Origin of the sequence: Paraburkholderia phenazinium (genome assembly GCF_900142845.1) — a bacterium.
GTDB lineage: Bacteria > Pseudomonadota > Gammaproteobacteria > Burkholderiales > Burkholderiaceae > Paraburkholderia > Paraburkholderia phenazinium_A.
In genome coordinates this window covers 808607-824638 of sequence record NZ_FSRU01000003.1, presented here as the reverse complement: position 1 = coordinate 824638, position 16032 = coordinate 808607, and the positions used below count along the sequence as shown (strand labels likewise).

Annotated in this window: 13 protein-coding genes; all 13 read left to right on the top strand. The window is 64.8% G+C overall.

Annotated elements, in window-relative coordinates:
• Positions 1 to 112: 112 nt before the first annotated feature.
• The 13 genes from BUS12_RS37320 to BUS12_RS37255 all read left to right on the top strand — a co-directional run bounded on the left by BUS12_RS37320 (position 113) and on the right by BUS12_RS37255 (position 15894).
• The gene (locus tag BUS12_RS37320) at positions 113 to 2257 is read left to right on the top strand and encodes a ribonuclease catalytic domain-containing protein (protein ID WP_074302547.1); all 2145 of its coding nucleotides are present in this window, start codon (positions 113 to 115) and stop codon (positions 2255 to 2257) included.
• The gene (aroE, locus tag BUS12_RS37315) at positions 2254 to 3198 is read left to right on the top strand and encodes a shikimate dehydrogenase (protein ID WP_083640847.1); all 945 of its coding nucleotides are present in this window, start codon (positions 2254 to 2256) and stop codon (positions 3196 to 3198) included. The genes BUS12_RS37320 and aroE overlap by 4 nt, the downstream gene beginning before the upstream one ends.
• 135 nt (positions 3199 to 3333) lie before the next feature.
• Entirely contained in the window at positions 3334 to 4056 is a 723-nt protein-coding gene (gene mtgA, locus BUS12_RS37310; RefSeq protein ID WP_074302545.1) for a monofunctional biosynthetic peptidoglycan transglycosylase, read from the top strand.
• A gap of 1115 nt (positions 4057 to 5171) precedes the next feature.
• Positions 5172 to 6119 (top strand): IclR family transcriptional regulator, encoded by a 948-nt coding sequence (locus tag BUS12_RS37300; RefSeq protein WP_074302542.1) that lies wholly within the window; start codon positions 5172 to 5174, stop codon positions 6117 to 6119.
• On the top strand, positions 6116 to 7246 hold the full coding sequence (locus tag BUS12_RS37295; protein ID WP_074302540.1) for a 2-dehydro-3-deoxygalactonokinase: 1131 nt from the start codon (positions 6116 to 6118) through the stop codon (positions 7244 to 7246). The genes BUS12_RS37300 and BUS12_RS37295 overlap by 4 nt, the downstream gene beginning before the upstream one ends.
• 35 nt (positions 7247 to 7281) lie before the next feature.
• Entirely contained in the window at positions 7282 to 7962 is a 681-nt protein-coding gene (locus tag BUS12_RS37290; protein ID WP_074302538.1) for a 2-dehydro-3-deoxy-6-phosphogalactonate aldolase, read from the top strand.
• On the top strand, positions 7959 to 8834 hold the full coding sequence (locus tag BUS12_RS37285) for an SDR family oxidoreductase (RefSeq protein ID WP_074302536.1): 876 nt from the start codon (positions 7959 to 7961) through the stop codon (positions 8832 to 8834). Before BUS12_RS37290 ends, BUS12_RS37285 begins: the two co-directional genes overlap by 4 nt.
• 191 nt (positions 8835 to 9025) lie before the next feature.
• Positions 9026 to 10024, top strand: a complete 999-nt coding sequence (locus BUS12_RS37280) for an arabinose ABC transporter substrate-binding protein (protein WP_074302534.1) — start codon at positions 9026 to 9028, stop codon at positions 10022 to 10024.
• A gap of 198 nt (positions 10025 to 10222) precedes the next feature.
• A complete protein-coding gene (araG, locus tag BUS12_RS37275; RefSeq protein ID WP_074302530.1) occupies positions 10223 to 11752 on the top strand; it encodes an L-arabinose ABC transporter ATP-binding protein AraG in 1530 nt (509 codons plus the stop codon).
• A 69-nt stretch (positions 11753 to 11821) separates the two neighbouring features.
• Entirely contained in the window at positions 11822 to 12838 is a 1017-nt protein-coding gene (gene araH / locus BUS12_RS37270; RefSeq protein ID WP_074302528.1) for an L-arabinose ABC transporter permease AraH, read from the top strand.
• Positions 12839 to 12891: 53 nt separating this feature from the next.
• The gene (locus BUS12_RS37265; protein ID WP_074302526.1) at positions 12892 to 13692 is read left to right on the top strand and encodes an SDR family NAD(P)-dependent oxidoreductase; all 801 of its coding nucleotides are present in this window, start codon (positions 12892 to 12894) and stop codon (positions 13690 to 13692) included.
• The gene (locus tag BUS12_RS37260; protein WP_074302524.1) at positions 13689 to 14615 is read left to right on the top strand and encodes an SMP-30/gluconolactonase/LRE family protein; all 927 of its coding nucleotides are present in this window, start codon (positions 13689 to 13691) and stop codon (positions 14613 to 14615) included. The genes BUS12_RS37265 and BUS12_RS37260 overlap by 4 nt, the downstream gene beginning before the upstream one ends.
• Before the next feature lie 214 nt (positions 14616 to 14829).
• Positions 14830 to 15894 carry an aldose 1-epimerase gene (locus BUS12_RS37255; protein ID WP_074302522.1) on the top strand — a complete coding sequence of 355 codons (1065 nt, stop codon included), beginning with the start codon at positions 14830 to 14832 and terminating at the stop codon, positions 15892 to 15894.
• Positions 15895 to 16032: the final 138 nt, after the last annotated feature.

Genomic DNA, 16032 nt, shown 5'->3' with positions numbered 1-16032 from the left:
CGGCGCCCAGCAAGAGCGCGGCGGGCCTACCACCACGAACACGTTGCCGACGCGCGGGCCGGATTCCACCGCCAGGCGCCGCGGCAGATGCAAGTCAGAACGAGAGTATTGAGTGAACGTTTTCTTTGAGGAATCGGGCAGTTTCAAGGCGGGCAGCGTGCTGTCGCGCCAGGGCGACGCGTTTCAGGTCGAGCTGCCGGGCGGCCGGCGCGCGAAGGTGCGCGCCAAAGACGTGCTGATCGAATTCGAGAAGCCGAGCGCCGGCGATCTGATCCAGCAGGCGGACGCCGCCGCGCAGGAAATCGATCTGGATTTCCTGTGGGAATGCGCCCCTGACGATGAATTCCCGTTTGCCACGCTGGGCGCGGACTATTTCGGTGCGTCGTTCGGTCCGGTGGAACGCGCCGCGTTGGTGCTGCGCATGCACAGCGCGCCGGTCTACTTCCGCCGCAAAGGGCGCGGCCAGTATCAGCGCGCGCCGCAAGAGCAACTGAAGATGGCGCTCGCCGGCCTCGAACGCAAACGCCAGCAAGGTTTGGTGCAGGCGGAGTACGAGGAAGAGCTGAAAGCGGGCCGGCTGCCGGAGGCGTTGGCCGGTAAGGCGCTGGGTCTGTTGACCAAACCGGACAAGAACACCATCGAATACAAGGCGCTCGAAGCCGCAGCGGCCGCGCGCGGCATTTCGCAGGCGCGTCTGATGCTCGAGTGCGGCGGCATTCCGTCGGCGCGCGCGCTGCATGAAGCGCGCTTTCTGTCGGAATTCTTCCCGCACGGTACCGGCTTTGCGGCCGTGACGGTCGGTGCGTTGCCGGAGGATCTGCCGGACGCTAACGTCGAAGCGTTCTCGATCGACGACGTGACCACCACCGAAATCGACGATGCGTTTTCGGTCGAGCACCTCGCCGACGGCCGCGTGCGGATCGGCGTGCATATCGCGGCGCCGGCGCTGGGGATTACGCCTGGCGACGCGATCGACGCGATTGCCCGCACGCGCCTGTCGACGGTCTACATGCCCGGCGACAAGATCACCATGCTGCCGGACAGCGTCGTCGAAGCGTTCACGCTCGCTGAAGGCGGCATGCGTCCGGCGTTGTCGCTGTACGTGATCGTCAATCGCGAGACTCAGGAAATCGTCGCCAGCGAAACACGCGCCGAGCGGGTGTTCGTGAAGAACAACCTGCGGCACAACACGCTGGACGAACTCGTCACTGAAGAGGCGCTCGCCGCCGGCAGCGGCGAATATCCACACAAGGACGATATCGCGGTGTTGTGGCCGTTCGCCCTCGCGCTGTTCGAGAAGCGCCAGCAGGCGCGGGCAGGCTACGGTCTGCGCCGCGAAGTGCAGCGCAATACGGACTTCAATTTCTACGTCGACGGCGAGCACATCACCATCACGCCGCGCCGCCGCGGTTCGCCGCTCGACACGATCGTCGCCGAACTGGCGATTCTCGCCAACTCGTCGTGGGGCGCGTTCCTGCATGACCATGGCGTGCCGGGCATCTACCGTTCGCAGCGGGCCTTCGGCGCGCCGACCGGGCCGAAGCGCACGCGCATGCAAACCAACGCCGCGCCGCACGAAGGCCTGGGTGTGGCGCAGTACGCGTGGAGCACCTCGCCGCTGCGCCGCTACGTCGACCTTGTGAATCAATGGCAACTGCTCGCTTGCGTGCAACACGGCGTGACTGCCAAGCTGGCCGCGCCGTTCAAGCCGAAGGACGCGGATCTGTTCGCCGTCGTGCAAGGCTTCGACGACACCTACTCGGCCTACGCCGACCACCAGCGCCGCATGGAGTACTTCTGGTGCCTGCGCTGGTTGAAGCAGGAGAACCGGAAGCAGGTGGTGGCGAGCGTGGTGAAGGACGACCTCGTTCGGCTGGAAGAGATTCCGTTGCTGCTGCATGTGCCGGCGCTGGGCGTCCATGCGCGCGGCACGCGTTTGCTGATGGAAGTGATGTCGATTGATGAGCTGACCGTGGAAGCGTCCGTGCGGAAGCTGCACGTACTCGACGCGCCGACGGTCACGAGCGGCGCCGAAGCCGAAGAGGCTGACGAAGCCGACGAGGGCGAAGAAGAACTGCTGGACGCCGCGGACGATTCTGCGCAGAGCGAAGCGGAAGCTGAGGCTGAAGCTGAGGCTGAGGCTGAGGCCGGCACTGAGGCTAATGCGTCTGGTGAATCCGGTGCGGAGGAAAACGGCAACGGTGGGGAAGGTGAAGACGCGCCGGCTGGTCAGCATGTGGCGGAGCCGGGGCAATGAGTCAGACCAACCGGTCCACCGTAGAGTCCGCAGCGCAGTCCGCCGTACAGGCAGGCACGCCGGCAACGGGCGAGGCGACTTCGGTTGCCGGCTCGCGAGACCGCTATGCGGTGGTCGGCAATCCGGTCGGGCATAGCAAATCGCCGTTCATTCACGCGCGCTTTGCCGAGCAGACCGGCGAGCCGATCGACTATACGCATCTGCTGGCGCCCGTCGACGCCTTCGTGCCGCAGGTTCGCGCGTTTATCGAGGGCGGTGGGCGTGGACTGAACGTCACCGTGCCGTTCAAACTGGAGGCGCATGCGCTGGCCACGCAGTTGTCGCCGCGTGCGGCGGCGGCGGGCGCGGTGAACACCTTGCGCTTCGAGGTTGGTGAGATCTACGGCGACAATACGGACGGCTTTGGCCTCGTGCGCGATATTGAAGTGAATCTGGCCACGCCGCTCGAGGGCGCTCGCATTCTGCTGCTGGGCGCGGGCGGTGCCGCGCGCGGCGTGGTGCTGCCGATGCTGGAGCGCGCGCCGCACACGCTGACGATCGTCAACCGGACCGCAGCGAAAGCGAGTGAGCTGGTGAGCCAGTTCGGCGAGGCGGCGCGCTCAGCCGGCTGCCGGCTGAGCGGCGGCAGCGCGGCGGCTATCGAGCCGGGTGCTTACGACGTCATCATCAATGCAACTGCCGGCAGTCTTGATGCCGCGTTGCCTGAGTGCGACGACGGCGCGTTCGGCAGCGGCACGCTCGCCTACGACATGATGTACGGCGCGCAGCCGACCGTTTTCATGCAGCACGCGCAAGCGCTGGGCGCGCGGGCGGCGGACGGTTTGGGGATGCTGGTCGAGCAGGCGGCCGAGTCGTTTTACCTCTGGCGCGGCGTGCGTCCTGAAGGCGCGCCGGTGCTGGCTGAACTGCGTCGGATGCTGGCCGCGCCGAGCGTGACCTGACAGAAAAGTGAAGACTCGACGACGAGCGGGTGAAAGCTGCTGCGTCGCTTGAGTTTGCGGACGTCCGCGTATGCGCTCGGGCCGACTGACGCGCCTGGCGTTGCCGATTCCATCGAAACGAGGAGCCTGACCACGATGACGCGAGCGAGGCGAGCAGGCCGGCCGGGACCGACCCGCTGGATTCTATACGTTGGCGCGGTGGTTGCGATAGCCTGGTTCGCGACGCAGGTGTTCTACTTCGTGCAGATTGGCATCTGGAACTACGTGAATCCGCAGTCGACGGCGTTCATGCGCTCGGACGCGTGGACGCTTTCGCAGGACCGGCCTGATCTGTCGATCCAGCACACGTGGGTGCCGTACGAGCAGATTTCGCGCAATCTGAAGCGCGCGATCATCGCCTCCGAGGACGCGAACTTCGTTAACAACAACGGATTCGAGACTGAGGCCATCCTGCAGGCGTGGGAGAAAAATAAGGCGCGCGGCAAGATCGTTCGGGGTGGTTCGACGATCACCCAGCAACTGGCGCGCAATCTGTTTCTATCGCGGGATAAAAGTTATATCCGCAAGGGGCAGGAGGTCATCATCACGTGGATGCTTGATACCTTGATGGACAAGGAGCGGATCTACGAGATTTATCTCAACTCGGTCGAGTGGGGTAATGGGGTTTATGGCGCGCAGGCGGCGGCGAACTATTACTACAAGACGACGGCTGCGAAGCTGAGCGTGGGGCAGTCGGCGCGGCTGGCGGTGATGTTGCCGAGGCCTAAGTATTTTGATGAGCATCGGGGTTCGCCGTATCTCGCGCAACGCGCGGGGGTGATCGCTCATCGGATGGGGGCGGCTGAGTTGCCGGAGTGAGGGGTTTTTGCCTGCGGCGCTTTGGTTTTGTCGTTGTTCCTGCGGGGTTGGCTTTTCCTTGCTTTGTTAGTGGTCTATTGGCGTTGCCTTTGGCTGTATTTCTGCGGGGTTGGCCTTTCCTTGCTTTGTTAGTGGTCTATTAGCGATGCCCCTGTGCGGGGCGGCACTTACTTTCTTTGCCGCCGCAAAGAAAGTAAGCAAAGAAAGCGGGCTGCAACCGCTAGCCCGTAGTGAGACATCTCTGTACTCGACGGGGAACGGCCCAAGACGAGAGCCGCTCTCGCGCCGCCCACATTAGTGACAAGGCTGTCATCCGTTCCAGCGTTGCGCTGCGCGCCCCGCCGTCGGGTATGGCGCCTTCTGCAATTTCAGTAGGATATCTAATATTATTTGCCTGTTCTGCTTGCGCCGGCGGGCTCCGCTTTCCCTGGCAGACCCATCCGCGACGCACGTAGTGCGGAGTGGGGTGGATGAGTCCTTTGTCACGAAGGTGGGTGGTGCGAGGGCTGGTCTTGTCTTCGGACCACTCCGGTTTTGCAAAAGATGTGGACACCTAAGAGCTAGCGGTGTGAGCCCGCTTTCTTTGCTTACTTTCTTTGCGGCGGCAAAGAAAGTAAGTGCCGCCCCGCACAGGGGCATCGCTAATAGACCACTAACAAAGCAAGGAAAGGCCAACACCGCAGAAATACAGCCAAAGGCAACGCCAACAGACCGACAAGAAAGCAAGAAAAGGCCAACCCCGCAGGAACAACGACAAAACCAAGGCGCCGCAGGCAACCCCAAAAACCGCGCGCAAAGCGCCCCATCCCAATATATGAATCCAACACTCACATATTGGAGATTTCAAAAAAACCGCCCTACAATCCGAAACACCAAGCCCGCAAGGCACTGCAGCAAAGCCCGCAAAACCGCGAGCCAAGCCGCCGCCAGCGAGGCAAAAAAAGGCCACACCCCCCCGCACACACCGTGCGGCCGGCGCGGACCAAACGATCGGAGACAACCAGCCATGCCCATCACCGTCAGGCAGGAACCACGCAGTTGCCGTGTTCCGTCCCGTTTCTCCGGCCGCCAGTCCGGCCCCGCGCGGTAATACCCCAACCAATCGCCCAATCGCCATGAACAAAGCGATGTCCTCTCACGCCGCCGCCGGGTCCGATGCAGGTTCCGAAGCCGCGCCCCAACCGCGCGCCCGCACGCTGAACGGCGCGTCGGGCTCATCCAGGCCCGTCGACGAAATCGCGCTGCCGAGTACCCTGCTCGACATCACGCCGCAGCAAGCCGGCACGCAGACGCTCTTGCGCGGCCTCGCGATTCTCGAAGCGGCCGCCGCCGGCGTGCGCGATCTGCGCACCTTCGGCGCCGCGCTCGGCACCACCCGCAGCACCACTCACCGGCTGGTCAGCAGTCTCGTGCAGGCGCGCTACCTGCGTCAGGTGCAGGGCGGCTATCTGCTCGGTCCGAAACTGATCGAACTCGGCACCATCGCGCTCGAACAGATGCCGCTCACCGCCGTGGCGCGGCCGCATCTCGAGTCGCTCGCCGAACAGACGCTCGATACGATCCACCTCGGCGTGCGCGACGGCGACGACGTGCTCTACATCGACAAGATCCCCGGCACGCGCGGCCTGGAAATGCGTTCGCGTGTGGGTCACCGCATGCCGCTCGCGTCCACCGGCATCGGCAAGGCGATGATGCTCGACCTCACGCCCGATGCCTGGCAGTCGCTGTTCGACGCATCGCGTCGCGCGCTGGCCGGCGTCAGCTTCAAGCCCGATAACCGCCCCGACCTGCCGACCTTCATGCAGCGCATGACGACCTATTCGGCAGGCGGCTACACGTTCGACCTCGAAGAAAACGAAGCCTCGATCCGCTGCGTGGCGGCGCCCGTGCGCGACGCGTCGGGCGCGATCGTCGCGGCGCTGTCGGTGGCGAGCACGATTCCGTATATGTCCCTCGAGCGGATGGACGAACTGATCCCCGTCGTGCAGCGCGAAGCGCGCGCCATCTCGGAGGAACTCGGCTGGCGTGTGCCGCAGCCGGCGACACGCAGGATCAAACGATGACGCAAGCGGGTTCTCCCATGCAGGCTCATGTCGCGAACGTCGGAGACGGCGCGAGTGCCGTCGCGACATCGAAAACGCGCGCCGTCAGCCTCGATCAGGCCGCGCTGGTTGCGCTCGACTGGGGCACGACGTCCTTGCGTGCCTATCTGTTCGACGCAGCGGGCAACGTGCTGGACACGCGCGAATCGACCGCCGGCATCATGAATCTGCCGCGCCCTGCCGAAGAGGGCGGCTTCGATGCGGCCTTCGAAGCCGCGTGCGGGGCCTGGCTCGAGCGCGCACCCGGCGTGCCGGTGATCGCAGCAGGGATGGTCGGTAGTGCTCAGGGTTGGCTCGAAGCGCCGTACGTGGATGCGCCGGCGAGTGCCGACGCGCTGGTCGCCGGCATCGTGCGCGTGCAGACCGCTAGCGGTGTCGCGCTGCATATCGTGCCAGGCGTACTGCAGCGCGGCGAATTGCCGAACGTGATGCGCGGCGAAGAAACACAGATTTTCGGCGCGCTCGGCGATGGCCCTGCAGCGACGGACGGTGGGCAGTACGAGCTCATTGGCCTGCCCGGCACGCACGCGAAATGGGTGGTGGTGCGCGGCGGCAGGATCGAGCGCTTTCATACGTTCATGACCGGCGAGATTTTCGCGGCGTTGCGCGAGCATACGATTCTTGGCCGCACGATGGTCGCGCCGGATCGTCTGGATACCGAGGCATTTTTGCGCGGCGTGAATATCGCGCGTCAGAAAGGTGAGGCGGGTCCGCTCGCCACCGTATTCAGCACGCGCACGCTTGGACTCACCGGACAGCTTGGCGGCCAGCAGCAGCCCGACTATCTGTCGGGCCTGCTGATCGGCCACGAACTGGTCGGCCTCGACGCCGTCCTCGCGCAGCAGCAGACCGGCCTCGCCGGGCACGCGCTGCGCCTGATCGGCAATGAAGCGTTGTGCGAGCGTTACCAGCTCGCGCTGAGCCAGTTCGGCTGTACCGAGGCGCCGCTGGTCAAGCAAGCCACCGAACGCGGCCTGTGGCGCATCGCGACGCAGGCAGGCCTGGTGGCGCCGGCAGCGGCGCAAGCGGCAACCTCCGCGGCGACACTCGCAGCCACGCCGGCGCCCGGCGCCGCGCGTGCCAGCTAAGGCGCCGCCGCGCACGACACAGACAAGGAACCGACATGCAACCTCACATCAATCTGCCCGCCCCGTATCTGCCGCACGCAGGTCTGATCGCGGCTTTCGAGGCGTGTCCGTTGATCGCCATTCTGCGCGGCGTCACGCCCGCCGATGCCGCCGACCACGGGCAGGCGCTGTACGAAGCCGGTTTCCGGATTGTCGAAGTGCCGCTGAATTCGCCGCAGCCGTTCGATAGCATCGCGGCGATCCGCAAGGCGCTGCCGGCGGATGCGATCGTCGGCGCGGGCACGGTGCTGCACGCGAGCTTCGTCCACGACGTCAAGTCGGCGGGCGGCGAACTGATCGTGATGCCGCATAGCGACGCCGAAGTGGTGGCGATGGCGAAGGCCCAGGGACTCGCCTGCGCACCGGGCGTGGCCACGCCGAACGAAGCGTTTCTGGCGCTGAAGAACGGCGCCGACGTGCTGAAGATGTTCCCCGCCGAACAACTCGGCTGCCAGGTCGTCAAGGCGTGGCGCGCGGTGATTGCAGCCGAAGTGCCGCTGGTGCCGGTCGGTGGCATTACCCCGGACAACATGGGTCCGTTCCTGAGCGCCGGCGCGAACGGCTTCGGGCTCGGCTCCGCGCTGTACAAGCCGGGCCAGAGCGTGGCGGCGACAGCGTCGCACGCCCGCGCCTATATCAACGGCCTGCGGATCGCACGAGCGAGCGCGAAGAAATGAACCGGCTCGCCAACAAGGTCGCGTTGATCACCGGCGCCGGTCGCGGCATCGGTGCAGCCATTGCGCTGGCGTTTGCGCGCGAGGGGGCGGCTGTCGTGCTGGCGGAGCTGGATATCGAAACCGCCCAACGTACTGCGCAGGACATCGAAGCAGCATGCAGGGCAAGCAGCACCCAAGGCACCCAGGCTGCAAACGGCACGAACGGCACGAACGGCACGAACGGTGCAAGCGCACCTACCGGCTCGGCAGCTGTCGGCGCCGCAAAAGTGCTGGCGGTACAGACCGACGTGACGCAATCCGCCTCGGTCCAGCATGCCGTGCGCGAAGCCGAGCGCGCGTTCGGCGCGGTCGACGTGCTGGTGAACAACGCCGGCATCAACGTCTTCTGCGACCCGCTGACGATGAGCGACGACGACTGGCGGCGCTGCTTCGCCGTCGATCTGGACGGCGTCTGGAACGGCTGCCGCGCGGTGTTGCCGGGCATGGTGGAACGCGGCGCGGGCAGCATCGTGAATATCGCCTCGACGCATTCGTTCAAGATCATTCCGGGCTGCTTCCCGTACCCGGTCGCGAAGCACGGCGTGATTGGCCTGACCCGGGCGCTCGGCATCGAATACGCCCCGCGCAATGTGCGCGTCAACGCCATTGCACCGGGCTACATCGAAACGCAGTTGACGCACGACTGGTGGAACGGTCAGCCCGATCCCGCGGCGGCGCAGCAGGCGACGCTCGACCTGCAGCCGATGAAGCGCATCGGCCGCCCGGAAGAAGTGGCGATGACGGCGGTGTTCCTCGCCTCGGACGAGGCGCCGTTCATCAACGCGAGTTGCATCACGGTGGATGGCGGGCGCTCAGCGCTGTATCACGACTGAGCCACCGTCTGGAGAAACAAAGGCGGCGCGCCGTGGAAAGCGCGCTGCCGCGAAGCAAAAGAATGCGAAGCGCCACAGAGCGCAACGATCCGTTTTAGCCGGTTGACGCGCTGGCCGCGTGTGTCAGGACCGGATAAGAAGACGCGGCCGATACCTTCTCGTTATCTACTAATTAGTCAGGAGACTGCAACATGAAACGTAGAATTTTCCTCACGCTGGCAGCCGCAGCAGCAGGTGTGCTGTTCAACGCCCCCGTCGTGCAAGCCGCTGACTCCGTCAAGATCGGCTTTCTGGTGAAGCAGCCGGAAGAACCGTGGTTCCAGGACGAGTGGAAGTTTGCTGAGATCGCTGCCAAGGAAAAGGGCTTCACGCTGGTGAAAATCGGCGCACCCTCGGGCGAGAAGGTGATGAGCGCGATCGACAACCTGGCGGCCCAAAAGGCGCAAGGTTTCATTATCTGCACGCCGGACGTCAAGCTCGGACCGGGCATTGTCGCCAAGGCGAAGGCTGACGGACTGAAGATGATGACGGTCGACGACCGCCTCGTCGACGGTGCGGGCAAGCCGATCGCTTCGGTGCCGCATATGGGCATTTCGGCCTACAACATCGGCAAGCAGGTTGGCGATGGTCTGGCCGCGGAAATCAAGAAGCGCGGCTGGGACATGAAGGACGTCGGCGCGATCGACGTGACTTACAACCAGCTGCCGACCGCGGTTGACCGCACCGGTGGTGCGACCGACGCGCTCGTGGCCGCCGGTTTCCCGAAGGCCAACGTGGTTGAAGCGCCGCAGGCGAAGACCGATACGGAAAACGCCTTCAACGCCGCCAACATCGCGCTGACCAAGAACCCGCAGTTCAAGCACTGGATCGCTTACGGCCTGAACGACGAAGCCGTGCTCGGCGCCGTGCGTGCAGCGGAAGGCCGCGGCTTCAAGGCGGACAACATGATCGGTATCGGTATCGGCGGTTCGGATTCGGCGCTCAACGAGTTCAAGAAGCCGACGCCGACGGGCTTCTACGGCACCGTCATCATCAGCCCGAAGCGCCATGGCGAAGAAACCTCGACGCTGATGTACGACTGGATCACGCAAGGCAAGGAACCGCCGGCGCTCACGCTGACGACCGGCATGCTGGCCACGCGTGACAACGTCGCGGACGTGCGTGAAAAGATGGGTCTGGCATCGAAGTAAGCCGTCGGCTCTAGCCGTGCGGTGAGCAGGCGCGCCGGAGCGTGACTCCGGCGCGCCTGCCTGCCAGGACGGCGCGCACAGGACGTGGATGAACTGCGCGCGCCGGCAGGTGCAACAGAAGTTGAGACAGACCGTCGTGCCGGCAAAGGCGCAAGCCGCGCCGGACCGTACGGGTCACAGGATGCAACAGGAGGCGAAGTGTCAGCGACGCTGCGTTTTGACAATATCGGTAAGGTCTTTCCAGGCGTGCGTGCGCTCGACGGCGTGTCCTTCGACGTGAACGTCGGCCAGGTGCATGGCCTGATGGGCGAGAACGGCGCGGGGAAATCGACCCTGCTGAAGATTCTCGGTGGTGAATATCAGCCGAACTCCGGCCGCCTGATGATCGACGGCAATGAGGTGCGCTTCGGTAGCGCGGCCGCATCGATTGCCTCGGGGATCGCGGTGATTCACCAGGAACTGCAATACGTGCCCGACCTCACGGTCGCGGAAAATCTGCTGCTCGGCCAGTTGCCGAATGCACTCGGCTGGGTCAACAAGCGCGAAGCCAAGCGCTTTGTGCGCGAACGGCTCGAAGCGATGGGCGTGGCGCTCGATCCGAATGCAAAGCTGCGCAGGCTCTCCATCGCCCAGCGGCAGATGGTGGAAATCTGCAAGGCGCTGCTGCGTAACGCGCGCGTGATTGCGCTGGACGAGCCGACCAGCTCGCTGTCGCACAGCGAGACCGAAGTGCTGTTCAAGCTGGTGCGCGATCTGCGTGCCGACAACCGGGCGATGATCTACATCTCGCACCGGATGGACGAAATCTACGAGTTGTGCGACGCCTGTACGATCTTCCGTGACGGCCGCAAGGTGGCGTCGCATCCGACGCTCGAAGGCGTGAAGCGCGACACGATCGTGGCCGAAATGGTCGGCCGCGAGATCTCGGATATCTACAGTTACAAGCCGCGTGAACTCGGCGAAGTGCGTTTCGCCGCCAAGGCGATCGAAGGGCATGCGCTCAAGGAGCCGGCCAGCTTCGAAGTGCGGCGCGGCGAGATCGTCGGCTTCTTTGGTCTGGTGGGCGCGGGTCGCAGCGAACTGATGCACCTCGTGTACGGCGCCGACAGCAAGAAGAGCGGCGAGCTGATTCTGGACGGCAAGCCGATCAAGGTGCGCAGCGCCGGCGAAGCGATTCGCCACGGCATCGTGCTGTGTCCGGAAGACCGCAAGGAAGAGGGCATCGTCGCGATGGCGACCGTGTCCGAGAACATCAACATCAGTTGCCGGCGCCATTACCTGCGTGCGGGCTTCTTCCTGAACCGCAAGAAAGAGGCGGACACGGCGGACCGTTTTATCAAGCTGCTGAAGATCAAAACGCCGAGCCGCCGCCAGAAGATCCGTTTCCTCTCGGGCGGCAACCAGCAGAAGGCGATTCTGTCGCGCTGGCTCGCGGAGCCCGATCTGAAAGTGGTGATTCTCGACGAACCGACGCGCGGTATCGACGTCGGTGCGAAGCATGAGATCTATAACGTGATCTATCAGCTCGCGGAACGCGGTTGCGCAATTGTGATGATTTCGTCTGAACTGCCGGAAGTGCTCGGCGTATCCGACCGGATCGTGGTGATGCGGCAAGGCCGCATTTCCGGCGAACTGCCGCGCAGCCAGGCCAACGAACAGGCCGTGCTGAGCCTCGCTCTGCCGCAAAGTTCGACCGCACTGGAAAGCGCCGTCTCGCAGGCGGCCTGAAACTGAACCGAACGGACGCAAGTCCCCAATAACCCGTCAGCCCGTGACGAAAACGGGAGGAGTCATCAAATGCAAGCCAGAGAAAACCTCGCGCAACAGGCCGCCAAGGGCGCCGCCGAAGCGCTGATTCCACAGAGCAACGACAAGCAGAAATGGTGGCAGCAGGTCACCGACTACAGCCTGATCGTGATCTTCGCGATCATGTTCATCACGATGTCCCTGACTGTCGATCACTTTTTCTCGATCGAAAACATGCTCGGGCTCGCGTTGTCGATCTCGCAGATCGGCATGGTCGCGTGCACGATGATGTTCTGTCTCGCTTCACGTGACTTCGACCTGTCCGTGGGTTCCACCGTCGCATTCGCCGGCGTGCTGTGCGCCATGGTGCTCAACGCCACCGGCAACACCTTCATCGCGATCATCGCGGCGGTCGTGGCGGGCGGCGTGATCGGTTTCATCAACGGCGCGGTGATTGCGTATCTGCGCATCAACGCGCTGATCACCACGCTGGCGACCATGGAAATCGTTCGCGGCCTTGGTTTTATCGTGTCGCATGGGCAGGCCGTGGGGGTGTCGTCGGATACGTTTATCGCGCTGGGCGGCCTGTCGATGTTCGGCGTGTCGCTGCCGATCTGGGTCACGCTGCTGTGCTTCATCGTGTTCGGCGTGATGCTCAACCAGACCGTGTATGGCCGCAATACGCTGGCGATCGGCGGCAATCCGGAAGCTTCGCGTCTGGCCGGTATCAACGTCGAGCGCACCCGTGTGTATATTTTCCTGGTGCAGGGCGCGGTCACCGCGCTGGCCGGCGTGATTCTCGCCTCGCGTATCACCTCCGGGCAGCCGAACGCGGCTGAAGGCTTCGAGCTGAACGTGATCTCCGCATGCGTGCTGGGCGGCGTGTCGCTGCTGGGCGGCCGGGCGACGATTTCGGGCGTGGTGATCGGCGTGCTGATCATGGGCACGGTCGAGAACGTGATGAACCTGCTCAACATCGACGCGTTCTATCAGTACCTCGTGCGCGGTGCGATCCTGCTCGCCGCCGTGCTGCTCGACCAGTTGAAGAATCGCGGCTCGCGCGATTGACGCGCGCTGTCCCGCTACGTTGCTTAGTACCTCAATAGAATAGGAATCGAACGATGTCGTCTCCTGCCAATGCGAAGGCCCGCCAGGCGGACAACGTATATGCGCGCTATCCGAGCCTTGCAGACCGGGCCGTGCTGATTACGGGCGGCGCGACCGGGATCGGCGCGTCGTTCGTCGAGCACTTCGCGGCGCAGGGCTCGCGGGTCGCGTTCTTCGATATCGACGCAAGCGCCGGCGAGGCGCTCGCCGATGAACTCGGCGACTCGCGCCACAAGCCGCTGTTCCTGCCGTGCGACCTGACCGACATCGACGCGTTGCGCAAGGCGATCGCCGACGTCAAGGCCGCACTCGGCCCGATCGAGGTGCTCGTCAACAACGCCGCGAACGACAAGCGTCACCAGATCGAAGAGGTGACGCCCGAATCGTTCGACGCCGGCATCGCCGTCAACCTGCGTCATCAATTCTTTGCGGCCCAGGCTGTGGCGGGCGATATGAAAGCGGCCGGTCGGGGCTCGATCATCAATCTCGGCTCGATCAGCTGGATGCTGAAGAACGGCGGCTATCCGGTGTACGTGATGTCGAAGTCGGCGGTCCAGGGCCTCACGCGCGGTCTGGCGCGCGATCTCGGCCATTTCAACATCCGCGTGAACACGCTGGCGCCGGGCTGGGTGATGACCGAGAAGCAGAAGCGCCTGTGGCTCGACGATGCCGGGCGCCGTGCGATCAAGGAAGGGCAGTGCATCGACGCCGAGTTGATGCCCGAGGATCTGGCCCGCATGGCGCTTTTCCTCGCCGCGGACGACAGCCGTCTGATCACGGCGCAGGACATCATCGTCGACGGAGGTTGGGCGTGAGCGAGCCTAAGCGTGCTGTGCGCGCAACACTGCTGATCGACGCGAAATGCACGCTTGGTGAAGGCGCCACCTGGTGCGCGCGAAGCGGCCGCTTTTACTGGACCGATATCGAAGGCGCGCGCCTCTGGCGCTACGACCCGCGCGACCGGAGCAGCACCTCCTGGCGCATGCCGGAACGGCTCGCGACGTTTGCGCTCTGCGCCGATCCGCACTACCTTTTACTCGGACTCGCGACACATCTCGCGTTCTTCGACCTTGCAACTGGCGAGACTCAGCGTATTGTCGATGTCGAGCCGGGCATGAACACGCGCGTCAACGATGGCCGCTGCGACCGTCAGGGGCGCTTTGTCTTCGGTACGAAGGATGAGGGTTCGCCCTTGCGCGCAGTGGGCGGGTTCTATCGTCTGAACCGCGATCTGTCGCTCGAGCGCTTGCCCTTGCCGGCGCCCGCGATTTCGAACAGCATCGCCTTCAGTCCGGACGGCGCGACGATGTACTACTGCGATTCGCCGACCCGCGAGATTCGCGCGTGCGATTACGCTGCAGACGGCACGGTTGCGAACGACCGTCTGTTCACGAAGCTCGCGGATGCGACCGGCGAGCCCGACGGCTCGACTGTCGACCGCGACGGCGGTTTGTGGAATGCGCAGTGGGGCGGAGCGCGCGTGGTGCGCTACGGAGCGGATGGTGTGGAAACGGCGCGGGTGACGGTGCCGACCGTGCAGCCGAGTTGCGTGGCGCTCGGCGGGGAGCAGCTCGGCACGTTGTACATCACGAGTGCGCGCATCGATCTGGACGCGTCCGCGCTGGCCGGCGACGCGCAAGCGGGCGGCGTGTTCGTGGCGGTACCTGGCGCGCGCGGGTTGCCTGAGGCGCTCTTTCAGGGCGCGCCGGCAGCGCGTAGCACGAGTGAGTTGAGTTAGGTTTTTTCGCGGCACGCGAGTGCGTGCCACAGTGCTTTGAGCAGGTTGGGTCGCAACGGGGCTTGGCAACGCAGCCATTGCGTAGCATGCTGCAGCACGCAGGGACCGGGCGATTCAAGGATTCAAGGACACAAAGAGGCGGCCAGCCGAGGCGCCCGCATAAACATCCGTCAGCAATGCCGGTAACGTCCCATGCCTCTCGATGGAGCCTGATATGACTGTCGCGAATCTCGTTTCCAGTTCGTCCACTTCACCCACTTCACAGACACGCCGCGCCCGGCTTGCCGCCGCCGCCAATCCGGTGCTTGCAGGACCCAGCACGTCGGCTGTGGCCGTCGGCGAGGGCAGTGCGGGCGAGTTCGCATGCGTGACGCTGGCCAATGCACAGTTGCGGCTCGACGTGGCGCCGTCGCTGGGTGGCGGCATCACACGCTTCGACTGGCGCAGCGACGGCGCGCTAGTGCCGATCTTTCGCCGCTGCCGCCACATCGCCGCCGATACCGACCCCAACCAGTTGGCGTGCTATCCGATGTTGCCGTATTCGAACCGGATCGGCGGCGGCCACTTCGGCGTGGGCGGACGCCGCGTCGACGTGCCGCGCAATCGCGTCGCCGAGCCGCTGCCGATTCACGGCGACGGCTGGCTGGCCCACTGGCAGGTGGCCGAAACCGGGCAAGACAAGGTCTGCCTGACGCTCGACCGCAGCGACGGCAAGCCCTACGCGTATCGCGCGGCCCAGACCTATGCGCTGGAAGGCCCGACGCTCGTGATTACGCTCGAGGTCGAAAACACGGGGCGCGATGCGTTGCCGTTCGGGCTCGGCATCCATCCGTTTCTGGTGCGCGACACGCAGACGGAGTTGTCGGCGGCCGCCGCCGGATTGTGGCTGCAAGGCGACGACTGGCTGCCGGTGCGCCACGTGCCGGCGCCGCCGGCCTGGCAGTTCGGCGTGGCGTATCCGTTGCCGGAGACCATCGTCAATCACGCCTTCACCGGCTGGAGCGGGCAGGCGGCGGTTGTCTGGCCGAAGCGGCGGCTGTCGTTGACGATCGCGTCGGATGCCGATTACTACGTGCTCTACACGCCGCCCGGCGAAGACTTCTTTTGCTTCGAGCCGGTGGATCATCCGATCAATGCGGTGAACCTGCCGGGTGGGGCGGCATCGCACGGCATGACGATGCTGGCGCGCGGCGAGCGCCTCGCGCGGTCGTTTCGCTTCACGGTCGAGCGGACCGGCTTGCGCGCAGCGGCAGGGGCGCGGAGTTCACGGAAGCAGTGAGTCAGGCGGGCGGCTGGCGCGCAGCGCCGCGGCGCACTCGGTTCCCGGAAGGCTCCGGTGTCGTGACGCGTGGTGGCGCATGCGGCTACGCAGGGCGGCGTGCCCCGCGTGCGAGGACGGGTAAAATACGCGCCACTT